This is a genomic window from Afipia sp. GW822-FHT04G07, assembly GCF_058800765.1.
The window spans coordinates 1,129,042-1,144,064 of sequence record NZ_JBXAMP010000001.1 but is presented as its reverse complement, the minus strand read 5'-3'; the positions used below and the strand labels follow the sequence as shown (position 1 = coordinate 1,144,064).

Genomic DNA, 15,023 nt, shown 5'->3' with positions numbered 1-15,023 from the left:
CGCTCCCGAAGGACAATTTATGTACGACTTCAAGTATCATCGTCCGGGGACCGTGCGGCAGGCCGCCAACCTTCTCCTCAAGAACGAAGACGCGAAGCTGGTCGCCGGCGGTCATACGCTGGTGCCGGTGATGAAGCAGCGGCTCGCCAGCCCGCCGCATCTGGTCGATCTCAGCCATATCGAAGGCCTCAACGGTATCGAGATGAAAGGCCGCAGCCTGGTCATCGGCGCGACCGCGACGCATGCGGAAGTCGCCAACTCCGCCATCGTCGGTGAAGCGATTCCGGCACTGTCCGAGCTTGCCGGTCTGATCGGTGATCCGGCGGTTCGTCACAGGGGCACCATCGGCGGCTCGCTCGCCAACAATGACCCGACGGCAGACTATCCGGCAGCGGTGTTGGCGCTGGGTGCGACCATCGTCACCAACAAGCGCCGGCTCAAGCCGGAGGAATTCTTTCAGGGCCTGTTCACGACGGCGCTCGAGCCCGACGAGATCATCACCCGCGTGATGTTTCCGCTGCCGAAGAAAGCTGCGTATCAGAAATTCCGCAATCAGGCCTCGCGCTATGCGCTGGTCGGCGTGTTTGTGGCGCGGCGTCCGTCGGACGTGCGTGTTGCCGTGACGGGCGCAGGCGGCGACGGCGTGTTCCGCGTTACCGAGTTCGAAGAAGCATTGAAGAAGCGCTTCTCTCCGAAGTCGCTTGACGGGTTGACGGTATCGGCCGATGGCCTGAACAGCGACATTCACGGCAGCGCGGAATATCGCGCGCATCTGATCGGCGTGCTTGCGCGGCGCGCGCTGGAAGCTGCGACGGCGAAGAGCTGAATTTGGAGTGATTTGAGTATGAGCAAGATTCCGGCGTCAGTCGATGCAACGCTCGATCTGCTCACCAGCCGCGGCTATCTCGCCGAGCGCTCGCTCGCGACCGTCGTGTATCTGTCGCTGCGCATGGGCCGTCCCTTGTTTCTGGAAGGCGAGGCGGGCGTCGGCAAGACCGAGATCGCCAAGGTTCTCGCTGCAGCGCTCGGGCGCAAGCTGATCCGTCTGCAATGCTATGAAGGTCTCGACGTCGCCTCCGCAGTGTACGAGTGGAACAGCGCAGCGCAGATGATTGCCATTCGTCTGGCCGAGGCCAGCGGCGAAACCGATCGCGACCAGCTCTCGTCCGATGTGTTCGCGGAAAAATATCTCATCAAACGTCCGCTGCTTCAGGCGCTCGAAAGCGATGTCGCCGGTCCGCCCGTGCTGCTAATCGATGAACTCGACCGTGCCGATGAGGCCTTCGAAGCGTACTTGCTGGAAATCCTCAGCGATTTTCAGGTGACGATTCCTGAATTCGGCACCGTGAAAGCGCCGCAGCCGCCCATCGTCATTGTGACGTCTAACCGCACCCGCGAGATTCACGACGCCCTCAAGCGACGCTGCCTTTATCACTGGGTCGATTATCCATCCGCCGAGCGCGAACTGGCCATCGTCAAGTCGCGCGTGCCGAACATCAGCGCGAAGCTGTCGCAGCAGGTGGTCGGATTCGTGCAAACGCTGCGCGAACAGGACCTGTTCAAGGTGCCGGGCGTGGCGGAAACCATCGACTGGGCAACGGCACTGACCGAACTCGACGCGCGTTCGCTGACGCCGCAGGTGGTGGGCGATACGCTCGGCGCGTTGCTGAAGTATCAGGATGATATCGGGCGTATGCAGGGCCCCGCGCTCGACAAGGTCATCAAGGAAGCTGTCAGCGATCCTGCTGCCTGAATGCGACATCGTCATGCCGAATGACATCGAGACCCCAGCCACCGGACTGATCGCTGACAATATCATCGGCTTTGCGCGTGCGCTGCGGGTCGCGGGATTGCCCATCGGTCCGGGTGCTGTGATCGACGCGCTGAATGCGATGCGCTTGATCGACATCGGCAACCGCGCGGACCTTTTCACCACGCTCGAATCTGTTTTCGTGAAGCGCCGCGAGCACGCGCTGGTGTTCGCGCAGGCGTTCGATCTTTTCTTCCGCCGCGCCGAGGGCACCGAGCACATGCTGGATTCGGTGCCGCTGCCGCCTGAAGCGCAAAAGCCGCCGCCGCCGGCCTCGCGGCGCGTTCAGGAGGCCTTTGCAAAAAGCCGAAATATGGAGGCGCCCGAAATCGAGGAGAAGAACGTTCAGCTCTCGGTGTCGGATCGCGAGGTTCTCCAGCGCAAGGATTTTGCGCAGATGAGCGCCGCCGAGATCGCCGAGGTCGCGCGTGCAATTGCGCAGATGAAATTGCCGCAGGCCGAGTTGCGTACGCGGCGCTTCAAGCCGGACACACACGGCACACGACTCGATCTGCGGCGGACGTTGCGCGGAAGCCTGCGTACCGGCGGGGAGATCGTGAAATTTCATCGCCTCGGTCGCATCGACAAGCCCGCGCCGATCGTCGCGCTGCTCGATATTTCCGGTTCGATGACGGACTACACGCGGCTGTTCCTGCAATTCCTCCATGCGATCACCGATGCGCGCAAGCGCGTCTCGGTGTTCCTGTTTGGCACGCGGCTGACTAACGTCACGCGAGCGCTTCGTGCGCGCGATCCCGACGAAGCGCTGGCGGCGTGCTCAAGCAGCGTCGAGGATTGGGCCGGCGGCACCCGGATCGCGACCTCGCTGCACAATTTCAACAATCTCTGGGGCCGCCGGGTGTTGGGGCAGGGCGCCATCGTGCTGCTGATCTCGGACGGTCTGGAGCGTGAGGCGGATTCCCGGCTGGAATTCGAGATGGACCGGCTGCATCGCTCGTGCCGCCGTCTGATCTGGCTCAATCCGTTACTGCGGTTCGATGGCTTCGAGGCCAAGGCGCACGGCATTAAAATGATGCTGCCGCATGTTGATGAATTCCGCCCCGTACATAACTTGAAGTCCATGGAAACGCTGATTGCCGCGCTGTCGTCGGAGCAACCGCCCCGTCGCATCGACGCCCGCTCCGCAGCCTGAGGAATCGAATCATGCTCAACCGCGACGAAGATATTCTCAAAGCCGCTGAGACCTGGACCAAGGCCGGACACGGCGTTGCGCTCGCGACCGTGGTCGAAACCTGGGGCTCCGCGCCGCGTCCGGCAGGATCGAGCCTTGTCATCAATGACGACGGCACCTTTCTGGGCTCCGTCTCCGGCGGCTGCGTTGAAGGTGCCGTGGTAACGGAAGCGCTGGACGTGATCGCAAGCGGCAAGCCCAAGATGCTCGAGTTTGGCGTTGCGGATGAAACGGCATGGAATGTCGGGCTGTCGTGCGGTGGGACCATCCGCGTGTTTGTCGAGAAGGTGGGCAACTCTTGAAACAGGATACGCTGACTGAACTGAATGCGGAGCGCGCCGCGCGCCGCGCCGTGGTTGTTGTCACGGATGTCGCAAGCGGCGAGCAGCGCCTGATCAAGGCTGCCAACGTCGCGTCCGATCCGCTGCACGCCGAACTCGACAAGCACTTGCGCATGGGCAAGAGCGGCATGATCGAGATCGACGGCAAGAAGCTGTTCCTGAACGTCTATGCGCCGACCGCGCGTCTTGTCATCATCGGCGCGGTTCACATCAGTCAGGCGCTGGCGCCATTGGCACAATCGCTGGATTACGATGTATTCGTGGTTGATCCGCGCACGGCGTTTGCTTCGCCCGAGCGATTTCCCGACGTCCCGCTGTTCGCAGACTGGCCCGATGTGGCGCTGCCGCCGCTCAATGTCGACCGCTACACGGCGTTCGTCGCGCTGACGCACGATCCGAAGGTCGACGATCCGGCGTTGCTGCATGCGCTGGAACGTGACTGCTTCTACATCGGCGCGCTCGGGTCGCGAAAGACGCATGGCAAGCGCGTGGATAGGCTCAAGGCGCAAGGCGCAAGCGAGCAGAGCATTGCGCGCATTCACGCGCCGATAGGCCTGAACATCGGCGCAGTCTCGCCCTCTGAGATCGCAGTTGCTATCATGGCTGAAATCACAGCGCGCCTTCGGCTGCCGGCCGATGCGCCGCTCAAAACGAAGTCCGCAGCATGAAATTCGGGTCTGTTGCGCCGGAAGACGGTCTTGGCGGCGTCACGGTTCACGCCATCCGTCAGGGCTCGCTCGTTCTCAAGAAGGGGAGCGTGATCGGGGCTGCTGAAATCGCCGCGCTGAAGCAGGCGGGCATCACGGAAATTGTCGTCGCAAGGCTGGACGACGGCGACGTGTCGGAAGACGAAGCGGCGGCGAGCATTGCGCAGGCGGTGGCTGGCGAAGGCGTCAGCGTCGAACGCGCGTTCACCGGACGCGCCAATCTGTTCGCCGCAGAAGCCGGTGTGCTGGTGGTGGACCGCGACGCGGTGGACCGCATCAACCGCGTGGACGAAGCGATCACCTTCGCAACACTGTCGGCTTTCAAGGCGGTCGTGGTTGGCGAAATGATCGCGACCGTCAAGATCATTCCGTTCGGTGTGGAAGCGAAACTGCGCGATGCTGCGGTGGTCGCTGCAGCCGCCGGACGTATGCATGTTGCGCCGTTCAAGATCAAACGTGTCGGAGTCGTCTCGACGATGCTGCCGGGGCTGGCTCCGAAAGTGATCGAGAAGACGTTGCGCGTGACGCAGGAGCGTCTCGCGCCGGCCGGCGCCGAGATCATTGCCGAACGCCGCGTTCCGCATGATGAAGATGCATTGGCGCCTGCGATCGAAGAACTGCTCGCACTGGGCGCCGAACTGGTGCTGGTGTTCGGCGCATCGGCCATCGCCGACCGCCGCGACGTGATTCCGGCCGCCATCGAAAATATCGGCGGTCTGGTCGAGCATTTCGGGATGCCGGTCGATCCCGGCAATCTCATGCTGATCGGAAAGGTCAACAACCTGCCGGTGCTGGGCGCGCCGGGATGCGCGCGCTCGCCGAAGGAGAACGGCTTCGACTGGATCCTGATGCGGCTGCTGGCCGGGCTTCCGGTCACGCGCGCCGATGTCACCGGCATGGGCGTCGGCGGCCTGCTGATGGAAATCGTGACCCGGCCGCAGCCGCGCGTGCCGGTCGAGACCGGTGGCGACCGGAAAGTTGCAGCAATGATCCTTGCCGCGGGGCGCTCGACCCGTATGGGCGGGCCGAACAAGCTGCTGGCCGAACTGAACGGCAAGAAGCTGGTACGAATTGTTGCCGAGCAGGCGCTGGCTTCGAAAGCATCACCTGTCATCGTCGTCACGGGTCATCAGGGCGACGAAGTCGAGGCCGCGTTACAAGGGCTCAAGGTCCAGTTCGTGCGCAATCCGGCCTTTGCCGAAGGTCTCGCGACGTCGGTGAAAACCGGCATCGGCGCGGTCCCTGAAAGCACCGATGGTGTGGTGGTCTGCCTCGGCGATATGCCGCTGATCGATTCAAAACTGATCGACCGCCTCGTCGAATCGTTTGCGCCGGATCGCGGCTCGCTGATCGTCGTGCCGGTGGCCGGGGGACGGCGCGGTAATCCGGTATTGTGGTCGCGGCGGTTCTTCCCCGAATTGATGACGCTCGACGGCGACATCGGCGCGCGGCATCTCATTGCGCAACATGCGGAGACGGTGGCGGAGGTCGAGGTCGAAGGGAAAAGCGCCTTCCTCGACATCGACACGCCCGAAATGCTGGCGGACGCGCAGCGCAAATAGAGAACGCTCAGGCATGATCGCTTTTCGGGATCGTGCCTTTCCGTTTCGTTCACCAAGTTGAAACGCCCTTCGGCTTAGATGACTCCCGGGATGACCTCTGGGGAGGGGATTTTGCTCGACCGTAATGCCGCGTATTTCCGCGCGATTTTCGTTTTTGCTTTGGTTTTGTCTTTTGCCTCTTACTGCCTTGCGACGTCCGTTCACGCAGCGGGCGCGCTGGCTGTCGGAAAATGCGGGGCTTACGGCCAGGCTTTCGACTACCCGGCAGAGCAGGGCGCGCGCGCCGCTGCGCTCAAGCAGTGCAAAGGCAATTGCAGCGCGGTCACCATGAAACGCGCCTGCGCTGCGTTGTCCCTCGACATGGCCAAGCCTTGCGGCGCTCACGGCTACGCGGTTGCACCGCGCATCTCCAGCGCGCTCAATGAGGCGATGAAGAAATGCTACGCGTTCGGCGGCAAGGAATGCGTGATCCGTGCCTGGGCCTGCGACGCGCGGGGTTGAGCGAAGCTTCAGCCCTGTCGTGAGCGAAACTGAGTTTCGGCCAGACTCGCAGTCTGAAATTTATCATAAAATCAAAGGCTTATAGAGGTCTGGCACTGCCGCTCAGTTTATTCTTGAATATGACTGACCCGTCAGTCATATTCAAGGCATGACAAAAGTACCGCTCATCAATACCCGCCCGTCGAAGGATCGCTCCGACCGCAACGTAAAAGCGCGTGCGCCCAGCGAGCGCGCCGCGACGAAACGTCCATCCAAGCGCGCGGTCGGCGCGACCGAACGGCGCGCGGCGATCGTTGCCGCTGGTCTTGATGAATTCACCGCCAAGGGTTTTGCCGCGACGCGCCTCGATGATGTCGCCAAACGGGCGGGGGTCGCCAAGGGCACGATCTATCTGCACTTCAAGGACAAGGAAGCGCTGTTTCAGGAACTGGTGCGCACCGCACTGGGGCCGCTGATCGTGCGGATTTCGAATCCGCCGATAGGGGCCGATGCGGGATCGGCGCGCGCTGCGATGGAGGCGCTGGTGAATACGTTCGCCCATGATGTCATCGGAACGCGGCGTGCCGACATCGTGCGCATGATCATTGCCGAAGGCACGCGCTTTCCCGCGCTGGCCGAATTCTATTACCGCGAGGTGATCGCTCATGGCATCGCCGGGATGCGGAAGCTGATTGAATATGGCATCGCGCGCGGCGAGATCCGCAATCCGGGTCTGGCGGACTTTCCGCAGCTTGTGGTCGCGCCTCTAGTGGTGGCGATCATCTGGCAGGGCCTTTTCGGCAAACATGCGCCGCTCGATGCGGCGGCGATGCTGCGCGTTCATCTCGATTTGATTTTTGATGAAGGGAAGGCGGCATGATTGCGTCGCGAAAAGTTATGCCGGCTCTCGTCCTGTTGCTGGCGGCAAGTCTGGCCGGATGCGGGGACTCGAAGAATCCCGGTTACCAGGGCTGGATCGAGGCCGACCTGATCTTCGTCAGTCCTGATGAACAGGGCCGCGTCGTCAAGCTCAATGTCCGGGAAGGCGATCACGTCGAGGCAGGCGCGCCGCTTTATGCGGTCGATGACGATCTCCAGCGCGCCGATCTGAACCAGAGCAACGCGACACTCGCCAACGCGAAGCAGGCCTATGATCGCGCCGCCGCGTTGAGCAAGACCGGCTCGGGGACGCAGGCGAATTTCGATTCCGCGCTGGCCTCGCTGCGGGTTGCCGAGGCACGGGTGAACACCTCGCAGACGAAACTTGAACGGCGTCAGATGAAGGCGCCTATCGCTGGCACGATCCAGCAGATCTATTTCCGGGAAGGCGAGACCGTTCCGGCGCAGCGGCCTGTGATTTCGATTCTGCCGCCGGGCAACATGAAGGTCCGGTTCTTCGTTCCGGAGCCCGAATTACCGAAGCTCAAGGTCGGCCAGGACGTTCGCGTCACATGCGACGGCTGCGCCGGCGAGCTGATCGCGAAGATCTACTTCATTGCCACCACGGCGGAATACACGCCGCCCGTGATCTACAGTCTCGATGAGCGCTCGAAGCTCGTCTATCTGATCCAGGCGCGGCCGAACAAACCCGAGAGCCTGCGCGTCGGTCAACCGGTGAGTATTTTCACCACTGGAAAGACGCCGTGAGCAACGCAGCAGCGCCGTCCGACATCGCGATCGAGGTCAAGGGCCTGTCGAAATCGTTCAGCGGCCGCGAGGTGGTGCATGACCTGTCGATGAAGGTGAAGCGCGGCTCAATCTATGGCTTCCTCGGGCCGAACGGCTCCGGCAAGACCACGACCATCCGCATGCTGTGCGGACTGCTTACGCCCGACAGCGGTGAGGGGAGGTGCCTCGGCTACGACATCCGGCGCGATGCCGACAAGATCAAGCGGCATGTCGGCTACATGACGCAGCGCTTCAGCCTTTATCAGGATCTCTCGGTGCGCGAGAATCTCGAATTCGTCGCGCGGCTTTATGGCGTGCGTGATCCACGCGCCGCGGCGCGCGAGATGATCAAGCGCATCGGTCTCTCCGGGCGCGAGGAGCAGCTTGCAGGTGAACTTTCCGGAGGCTGGAAGCAGCGCCTCGCGCTCGGCGCATGCACATTGCCCAGCCCGCAATTGCTGCTGCTCGACGAGCCGACCGCGGGCGTCGATCCCAAGGCGCGGCGTGAATTTTGGAACGAGATTCATGCGCTCGCGGCGGATGGCCTCACGGTGCTGGTCTCGACGCATTACATGGACGAGGCCGAACGCTGCCATGAGATCGCGTATATCGCCTACGGCAACCTGCTGGCGCACGGCACCGTCGAGGAGGTAATCGCGAAATCCGCGCTGACGACGTACACCGTGACGGGCGAGGGATTGAACCAGCTCACCATGGAGCTGATCGACAAGCCGGGTATCGACATGGTCGCGCCGTTCGGCACCAGCCTGCATGTTTCCGGGCGTGATGACGCCGCGCTGGAAGCGGCGATTGCGCCCTACAAGACCGGCAGCGGTGTCTCGTGGCACAAATCCGAACCGTCGCTCGAAGACGTCTTCATCGAGTTGATGGGCCGCTCGAAGGATAATTTCCAATGAGCGAAACACAGATCACAAATGGTGGCATGGCGGGTTTCTGGCAGCGCACCTATGCGATGCTGACCAAAGAGTTCATCCAGTTGCGGCGCGACCGCGTGTCGTTCGCGATGATTGTGATGCTCCCCATCATGCAGCTTTTGCTGTTCGGCTATGCCATCAACACCACGCCGCGCCAGTTGCCGACGGCCGTGCTGTTGCAGGAAGACAGCGATCTGGGGCGTTCGATTCTCAAGGCGCTCCAGAACACGACGTATTTCCGGTTCACCCGCGAGGTTCACACCGTAGCGGAATTCGACAGCCTGCTGGAATCCGGCAAGGTGCTGTTCGGTGTGGAGATTCCGCGCGGCTTTGAGCGCGCGGTCCGGCGCGGCGACAAGCCCGCGTTGCTGGTCGCTGCCGATGCGACCGACCCGGTGGCGTCGGGATCGGCGCTCGGGGCACTCGGACAGATCGTGCAGAGTTCGCTCAAGCATGATCTGCAAGTCGGCGAGCCGCCGGAGATGCCGTTCGAGATTCGCGCTCATGCGCGCTACAATCCCGCGGCGTCGTCGCGGCTGAACATCGTGCCGGGGCTGGTGGGCACCATCCTGACCATGACCATGCTGATTTTCACGGCGCTGTCGGTGACTCGCGAGATCGAACGCGGCACGATGGAGAACCTACTGGCGATGCCGATCACGCCGGTCGAGGTGATGCTCGGCAAGATCATTCCCTACGTGCTCGTCGGATTTTTACAGGCCACGATCATCATCGGCATCGGGTTCTTTCTGTTTCAGGTGCCGATCCTCGGCAGCCTGTGGATGCTGGCGCTGCTGTCCACGCTGTTTATCGCGGCGAACCTGTCCATTGGATACACATTCTCGACCATCGCGCAGAACCAGTTGCAGGCGATGCAGATGTCGATGATGTTTTTCCTGCCGAACATCCTGCTGTCCGGCTTCATGTTTCCGTTCGCCGGAATGCCGGTTTGGGCGCAGTGGATCGGCGAAGCGCTGCCGCTGACGCACTATATCCGCATCGTCCGCGCGATCATGCTGAAGGGCGCGTCCATCGAAAACCTCCAGTACGACGCGATTGCATTGTGCGTGCTGGTGCTGGTGGCCATGACTATCGCGGTCACGCGATTCCGACGCACGCTGGATTGAGGCGCTCCGGTATTTCTGTATTCTGTCCCATGCCGGAAGGCAGATGCTGTGGGGCCGGGCGATGGGCAAGCCGGAAAGCCATGCTTATGGAGAAGATCCGGCGATGTCGGAGGACTTCCGGCGCGCGCTGACGCGTCAGATACTCAAGACCGAACTGATCCGCATCAAGGCCTTGATTGTCACGGTATCGACGCTGACCGCAGTGCTCTGGACGTACTATATCATTGCGCCCGAACAGGTGGACCGGCTCTGGCACGGCAATCTCAAGCCGGCGTATCTCTACATTATTCTGGTGCCATTTATTCTTTTCGAGATTGCGGTTCACACGCTCGTCAAGCGGCAGCTCGCTCTCGATCGTGATGTGCCGGTTGTTCGCCGTTACCTGAGCGCATTTATCGAGATCAGCACGCCGACAGTCGCGCTGGCGCTTCACATCGACAACATGGGCTCCGTTCAGGCGCTCGGCTATGTCGTGCCGTTGACGTATTTCATTTTCATCATTCTCTCGACACTGCGGCTGGATTTCTGGCTATCGACCTTCACCGGATTCGTTGCCGCGGCGGAGTTGTTCGCGATGGCGATGTTCTATCATCCGGATGCACCGCCGGATGTGGACTATCATCTCATTCGCAGCATGATTGTTTTTATCTGTGGAATTCTCGCCGGCGCGGTCGGGGTTCAGTTGCGCCGGCAATTTGTGAAAAGCATCGCGGCGGTCAACGCACGGGACAGGGTGACCAACCTGTTTGGCCAGCACGTCTCCCCCCAAGTCGTCGAGCGGTTGCTGACGGAAGGGACCAGCACGGAAAGCAATACGCGCCACGTCGCCGTCATGTTCGTGGATTTTCGCAGCTTTACGGCGGCTGCACGGTCGCGCAGTCCGCAGGAAGTCGTCGACCGGCTGGACGGCATCTTTGCCGTGCTGGTCGAAATTCTCGATCGTCACGGCGGTATCGTGAACAAGTTTCTCGGCGACGGCTTTCTGGCCTTGTTCGGCGCGCCGCTGGAGACGCCGGATGCCGCGCATCATGCCGTTGCGGCGGCCCGAGAAATGCTGGTGGCCATGACGAACAACAACGAAGCCAGCGCATGGCCGCTGCGCATCGGGATCGGACTTCACTTTGGCGAAGTCGTCGCAGGCAACATCGGCTCATCGCGGCGCAAGGAATATACCGTGATCGGTGATACCGTGAATCTCGCCGCGCGAATTGAAGCTCTCAACAAGGACTTCAATTCGCAATTTCTTCTATCCGACGTCGTCCGGCGTGCGGTCGGCGCGGATTGCGACGACGCAATCTCGCTCGGCGCAGTCGATATTCGCGGTTACGACCGTCCCATGGCGATCTGGCGTCTGGGCTGAGCGGATCTACGCGGCCTCCGCCATCGGGCTTTTCCTGAGCAGCAGCACGGCCCCGGCCGCGATGATGCAAAGAACGCCCGCCGCAAAGAAGGCTGGCAGATAGGTCTCGTATACCGTCCGCGTCAGTCCCGCTCCGAATGCTGCCGTCGCCGATCCAAGCTGGTGGCCGACGAAAACCCATCCGAACACCACTGCGGCGCGTTCGGGGCCGAAGTGTTTCGCTGACAGCTTCACGGTCGGCGGGACGGTGGCGATCCAGTCGAGGCCGTAGAACATCGCGAAAATCGACAGCCCGTAGAACGAGAAATCGGTGAAGGGCAGGAACAGCAGCGACAGCCCGCGCAGGCCGTAATACCAGAACAGCAGCCAGCGATTGTCGTAGCGATCCGATAGCCAGCCGGATGCAATGGTGCCGAAGAAATCGAAAATGCCCATGGCTGCGAGCAAGCTCGCAGAGGTTGTCGCGGGTATTCCGAAGTCGGCGCACATCGGAATGAGATGGGTCTGCACCAGCCCGTTGGTGCTCGCGCCGCAAATGAAGAACGTGCCGAACAGAATCCAGAACACCCGGGTTCGCGCCGCATCGCGCAAGGCCGTGAAAGCCGCTGCGACGATCGAGGTGGCAGGAGGCGGCACCGGGGCAGGGGCGGTGCCGTTATCGCCAACCGGCCGCAATCCGAGGTCGGAAGGGCGGTCTCTCATGAACAGCACGACCACAAGGACGGCGACTGCGAGCATCACGCACATGGTGCCCAAGGCGGTGCGCCAACCGAATGCTTCCGTGAGGTAGGCCATGATTGGCAGGAAGACGAGCTGCCCTGTGGCGACGCTGGCGGCGAAGATTCCAACCACCAAGCCCCGATGCGCGGTGAACCAGCGCGTCGCGACCGTCGCGCCGAGAACCATTGCCGTCATGCCGGTTCCGAATCCGACCACGAAGCCCCATAGCGCGATCAAATGCCAAGCCTCGGTCATGGCCAGCGACGCGAGCAGACCTGTCGTGATGATCGTCAGCGCGGAGATGACAACGTTGCGCAGTCCAAAACGGACCATCAGCGCCGCCGCGAAAGGGGCCATCAGCCCGAACAGCAACAGGCGAATCGAGAGCGCGGACGAAATCTGCGTGGTGGTCCAGCCGAATTCCTTCTCCAGGGGCAGGATGAATACGCCCGGCGCGCCGACCGAGGCCGAGCTCACGAGCGCGGTAAAGAACGTCACTGCGACCATGACCCAGCCGTAGTGGATGCCTCGTGCGGCAAGGCGTGCAGCAACCCATGAAGAAATCATCGCAAGTCCTGAAAGACGGAGAAAACGGAAGGTGTATTTATAGTATGATGATCGTCATACTATTCAACCTTTCGTGTCCTGTTTTTGAACATCTAGCAAAGTCTGGTCTGTGACGCTATCGGCGGGTGAGAAGGCTGAGGCGCCCGTACAGCCCGGAGCGGTGGCTGTTGTCCTCGACGTAGCCGGCGCCGAGCGACCACTCGAAGGCGGCCAGTTTGAACGACGTGATATGCGCACCGATCCGGTACTGCCGGTATACCTCGTCACCCGATGTCTCCAGCTCGGGCCCGGCCCAGAAGCGGTCCATGACGCGCCATCCCGCAGCGGCGCGTACGCCAAACGTGGTTCCGATCGTCGAGCCGGAAATCGATGACGCCAGCATGAGTGTCGTGGTCGGCTCCCACCACAGATCGGCACCGACGCGCAGGCCGGCGCGATTTCCGCGCAGGCTGTTTCCGGGATCGTCCGGGGAGAGACGATGGTTCTGGAGGTCAAGACCGGCGAAGATCTTGGCTTCGAAGTTGCCGTGCTTGATCCGCCATCCCGGCATAAGCGAAGCGAGTAGTCCGGTGCCGCGGATATTGGTTGTGCCTGCGAGGTAGCGATAGGTGCCTGATGCGAGCAGCAATTTCAGCGTGAAGCCGTCCTGGTTCAGGCCGCATGGCGCCCATTGCATGCCGCCGTAGAACGATCCGCCGGTGCGCCAGAGATCGAAGCCGCTGAAATAAAGGAATTTTTCGGGAGACGCGCCACCGTTCAGGCGGCTTTCAACAGGTGCGATCGCATCGGTATCGACGATGGCCGGATCGGCAATAGCTGGCGCGCTACCGCAAAACAGGACAGCGGCAGTGACGCAAAACGCGCCCACTCGTCCAACGCAACACATGGAGCCCCCAGAGCCCCGATGAAAAAACTTAAGTAAAATTACGTAGGTAATTAGAGCGGTGGGGAGGGAGTTCGTCTAGCGAACGAGACGGGAACACCCCATGAACGCAACCAAAGTTATTCTCAGGCCCTGTGGATAACTCAGAATTGCGGGGCGGCCAGGTTGTCTATCTTCACGCCCTCGCGCTCCCCGATAATCTCGGCGATGAACCTGCGGTGGCAGACCTTGTGATCGCGCTCGTAGCAGAGGATGCACACGGGTCCGGCTTTCACGACCAGAGCTTGCAGTTCAACCAATTCTTCGCGCGCCTGCGGAGTCTTGAGATGGGCGTGGTAGATTTTTGACATTGTCTTTACGTCGCCGCTACGTGCCGCCTCGCGTCCGTCCTTCGGTGTGCCCAATCCCCGAAGATGGACATAGCCGATGCCGCGCTCATCCAGGCCTGCGGCGAGTTGCGTCTTGGAAAATCCCGGACGGCGCGATGAAGCGATCGCGCGCACGTCCACCAGCAGTTTCACGCCGGCGCGCTGCAGTTCGTCCAGCACTGCCCTGGCCGGTGTTTGTTCGTAGCCGATGGTGAAAAGCTTTTTGGCTTTGGCCATGCCGACTCCCGTTCGGTTCTTGTTGAATCACTTAACCCGCTCGATCAATTCCATCGCGCCCGCGGGCGCGCGGATTTTGCCTTCATGGATCACATAGGCGAACACGTCGCGGGGCTGTTTCCTGGCAGGCGTCTTGTCGGCGCGGGGCAGGTCATCCGGCTCGCCGCCTTCCGCCCACAATGTCAGCCGTTTCGCCCATTCATCCAGCGCCTTCGGCGGGTAGGCGGTCTTGATCGTGTCCTGTCCAGTCTGAAGACGCGCGTAGACGAAATCGGTGGTGACGTCGGCAATCGCCGGATATTTCGCATGATCGGCGTAGACGACGGCGACGTTATGCTTGCGCAGCAGCGCGATGAACGACGGCGTGCGGAAGCTCTCGTTCCGCACCTCCACCACATGGCGCAGAGCGACGCCGTCGAACTTGCGTGGCAAGAGTTCGAGAAAGGCGCCGAAGTCTGCCTCATCGAATTTTTTGGTCGGCGCAAACTGCCACAGCACTGGGCCGAGCCGGTCACCCATTTCCGTGACCCCGGAATCGTAGAAGCGCTTGATGGAATCGCCGGCCTCCGCCAGTACGCGGCGGTTGGTGGCAAAGCGCGGTCCCTTGACTGAAAATATAAAGCCGTCCGGCACTTCGCTGGCCCATTTGCGGAAGCTCTCGGGCTTCTGCGATCCATAGTAGGTGCCGTTGATCTCGATCGAGGTCAGCTTCGAAGCGGCATAGGAGAGTTCTTTCGCCTGGGTCAGCTTCTCCGGATAGAACACGCCGCGCCATGGCGCGAAGGTCCAGCCGCCGATGCCGATGTGGATTTGGCCCGATTTTTTCGCCATTTTTGCTTCCCTGAGGGGCTCTTGCGGAGCGCGTGTCTCGTACCTATCTAGAACATATCGGCGATGTTGCAGCCCCGCTCCGTCGCCGGGACGACCACGAGAAGACACCGTGAGAGGTTGAGCGCGCCGGATGTACGCGCAGCCTTGATTCTCTCACCGGTTTCCCTCCGTGGTCGTTGGCATTTCTGGACCCCTGACGACGCCCAGCCACCCGATTCCCGGCATTATCGCACCG

16 protein-coding genes are annotated in these 15,023 nt (G+C 61.6%); 12 read left to right on the top strand and 4 right to left on the bottom strand.

All coding sequences use genetic code 11. From position 1 onward, the window contains the following. Nucleotides 1-19: 19 nt before the first annotated feature. The 12 genes from AC1RKJ_RS05750 (at nucleotide 20) to AC1RKJ_RS05695 (ending at nucleotide 11,182) form a co-directional block, all read left to right on the top strand. Complete coding sequence (locus AC1RKJ_RS05750) at nucleotides 20-826, top strand: FAD binding domain-containing protein (protein ID WP_492790112.1); 807 nt, start codon at nucleotides 20-22, stop codon at nucleotides 824-826. Nucleotides 827-844: 18 nt separating this feature from the next. Beyond that, on the top strand, nucleotides 845-1,753 hold the full coding sequence (locus tag AC1RKJ_RS05745) for an AAA family ATPase (RefSeq protein WP_492790111.1): 909 nt from the start codon (nucleotides 845-847) through the stop codon (nucleotides 1,751-1,753). Nucleotides 1,754-1,766: 13 nt separating this feature from the next. After that, entirely contained in the window at nucleotides 1,767-2,963 is a 1,197-nt protein-coding gene (locus tag AC1RKJ_RS05740) for a vWA domain-containing protein (protein ID WP_492790110.1), read from the top strand. An 11-nt stretch (nucleotides 2,964-2,974) separates the two neighbouring features. Beyond that, the gene (locus tag AC1RKJ_RS05735) at nucleotides 2,975-3,304 is read left to right on the top strand and encodes an XdhC family protein (RefSeq protein WP_492790109.1); all 330 of its coding nucleotides are present in this window, start codon (nucleotides 2,975-2,977) and stop codon (nucleotides 3,302-3,304) included. Further along, nucleotides 3,301-4,011 carry an XdhC family protein gene (locus AC1RKJ_RS05730; protein WP_492790108.1) on the top strand — a complete coding sequence of 237 codons (711 nt, stop codon included), beginning with the start codon at nucleotides 3,301-3,303 and terminating at the stop codon, nucleotides 4,009-4,011. Before AC1RKJ_RS05735 ends, AC1RKJ_RS05730 begins: the two co-directional genes overlap by 4 nt. Further along, entirely contained in the window at nucleotides 4,008-5,612 is a 1,605-nt protein-coding gene (locus tag AC1RKJ_RS05725; protein WP_492790107.1) for an NTP transferase domain-containing protein, read from the top strand. Before AC1RKJ_RS05730 ends, AC1RKJ_RS05725 begins: the two co-directional genes overlap by 4 nt. A gap of 90 nt (nucleotides 5,613-5,702) precedes the next feature. Further along, nucleotides 5,703-6,113 (top strand): DUF4189 domain-containing protein, encoded by a 411-nt coding sequence (locus tag AC1RKJ_RS05720; protein ID WP_492790106.1) that lies wholly within the window; start codon nucleotides 5,703-5,705, stop codon nucleotides 6,111-6,113. A 148-nt stretch (nucleotides 6,114-6,261) separates the two neighbouring features. Next, entirely contained in the window at nucleotides 6,262-6,972 is a 711-nt protein-coding gene (locus tag AC1RKJ_RS05715; RefSeq protein WP_492790105.1) for a TetR/AcrR family transcriptional regulator, read from the top strand. Then, nucleotides 6,969-7,739: an HlyD family secretion protein gene (locus AC1RKJ_RS05710; protein ID WP_492790104.1), complete on the top strand. Its 771-nt coding sequence runs from the start codon at nucleotides 6,969-6,971 to the stop codon at nucleotides 7,737-7,739. Before AC1RKJ_RS05715 ends, AC1RKJ_RS05710 begins: the two co-directional genes overlap by 4 nt. Then, on the top strand, nucleotides 7,736-8,677 hold the full coding sequence (locus AC1RKJ_RS05705; protein WP_492790103.1) for an ABC transporter ATP-binding protein: 942 nt from the start codon (nucleotides 7,736-7,738) through the stop codon (nucleotides 8,675-8,677). The genes AC1RKJ_RS05710 and AC1RKJ_RS05705 overlap by 4 nt, the downstream gene beginning before the upstream one ends. Continuing rightward, complete coding sequence (locus AC1RKJ_RS05700; RefSeq protein WP_492790102.1) at nucleotides 8,674-9,822, top strand: ABC transporter permease; 1,149 nt, start codon at nucleotides 8,674-8,676, stop codon at nucleotides 9,820-9,822. Before AC1RKJ_RS05705 ends, AC1RKJ_RS05700 begins: the two co-directional genes overlap by 4 nt. Nucleotides 9,823-9,865: 43 nt before the next feature. Then, entirely contained in the window at nucleotides 9,866-11,182 is a 1,317-nt protein-coding gene (locus AC1RKJ_RS05695) for an adenylate/guanylate cyclase domain-containing protein (RefSeq protein ID WP_492790101.1), read from the top strand. Between the two features lie 6 nt (nucleotides 11,183-11,188). Here the strand turns inward: AC1RKJ_RS05695 and AC1RKJ_RS05690 are convergent, their stop codons facing one another. From AC1RKJ_RS05690 to AC1RKJ_RS05675, 4 genes are all read right to left on the bottom strand, one after another. Then, nucleotides 11,189-12,469, bottom strand: coding sequence for an MFS transporter (locus AC1RKJ_RS05690; RefSeq protein WP_492790100.1), 1,281 nt, complete (start codon nucleotides 12,467-12,469; stop codon nucleotides 11,189-11,191). A 115-nt stretch (nucleotides 12,470-12,584) separates the two neighbouring features. Then, on the bottom strand, nucleotides 12,585-13,355 hold the full coding sequence (bcsS, locus tag AC1RKJ_RS05685) for a cellulose biosynthesis protein BcsS (RefSeq protein WP_492790099.1): 771 nt from the start codon (nucleotides 13,353-13,355) through the stop codon (nucleotides 12,585-12,587). A gap of 140 nt (nucleotides 13,356-13,495) precedes the next feature. Beyond that, nucleotides 13,496-13,957 (bottom strand): DUF488 domain-containing protein, encoded by a 462-nt coding sequence (locus AC1RKJ_RS05680; RefSeq protein ID WP_492790098.1) that lies wholly within the window; start codon nucleotides 13,955-13,957, stop codon nucleotides 13,496-13,498. A gap of 27 nt (nucleotides 13,958-13,984) precedes the next feature. After that, entirely contained in the window at nucleotides 13,985-14,788 is an 804-nt protein-coding gene (locus tag AC1RKJ_RS05675; protein WP_492790097.1) for a DUF72 domain-containing protein, read from the bottom strand. Nucleotides 14,789-15,023: the final 235 nt, after the last annotated feature.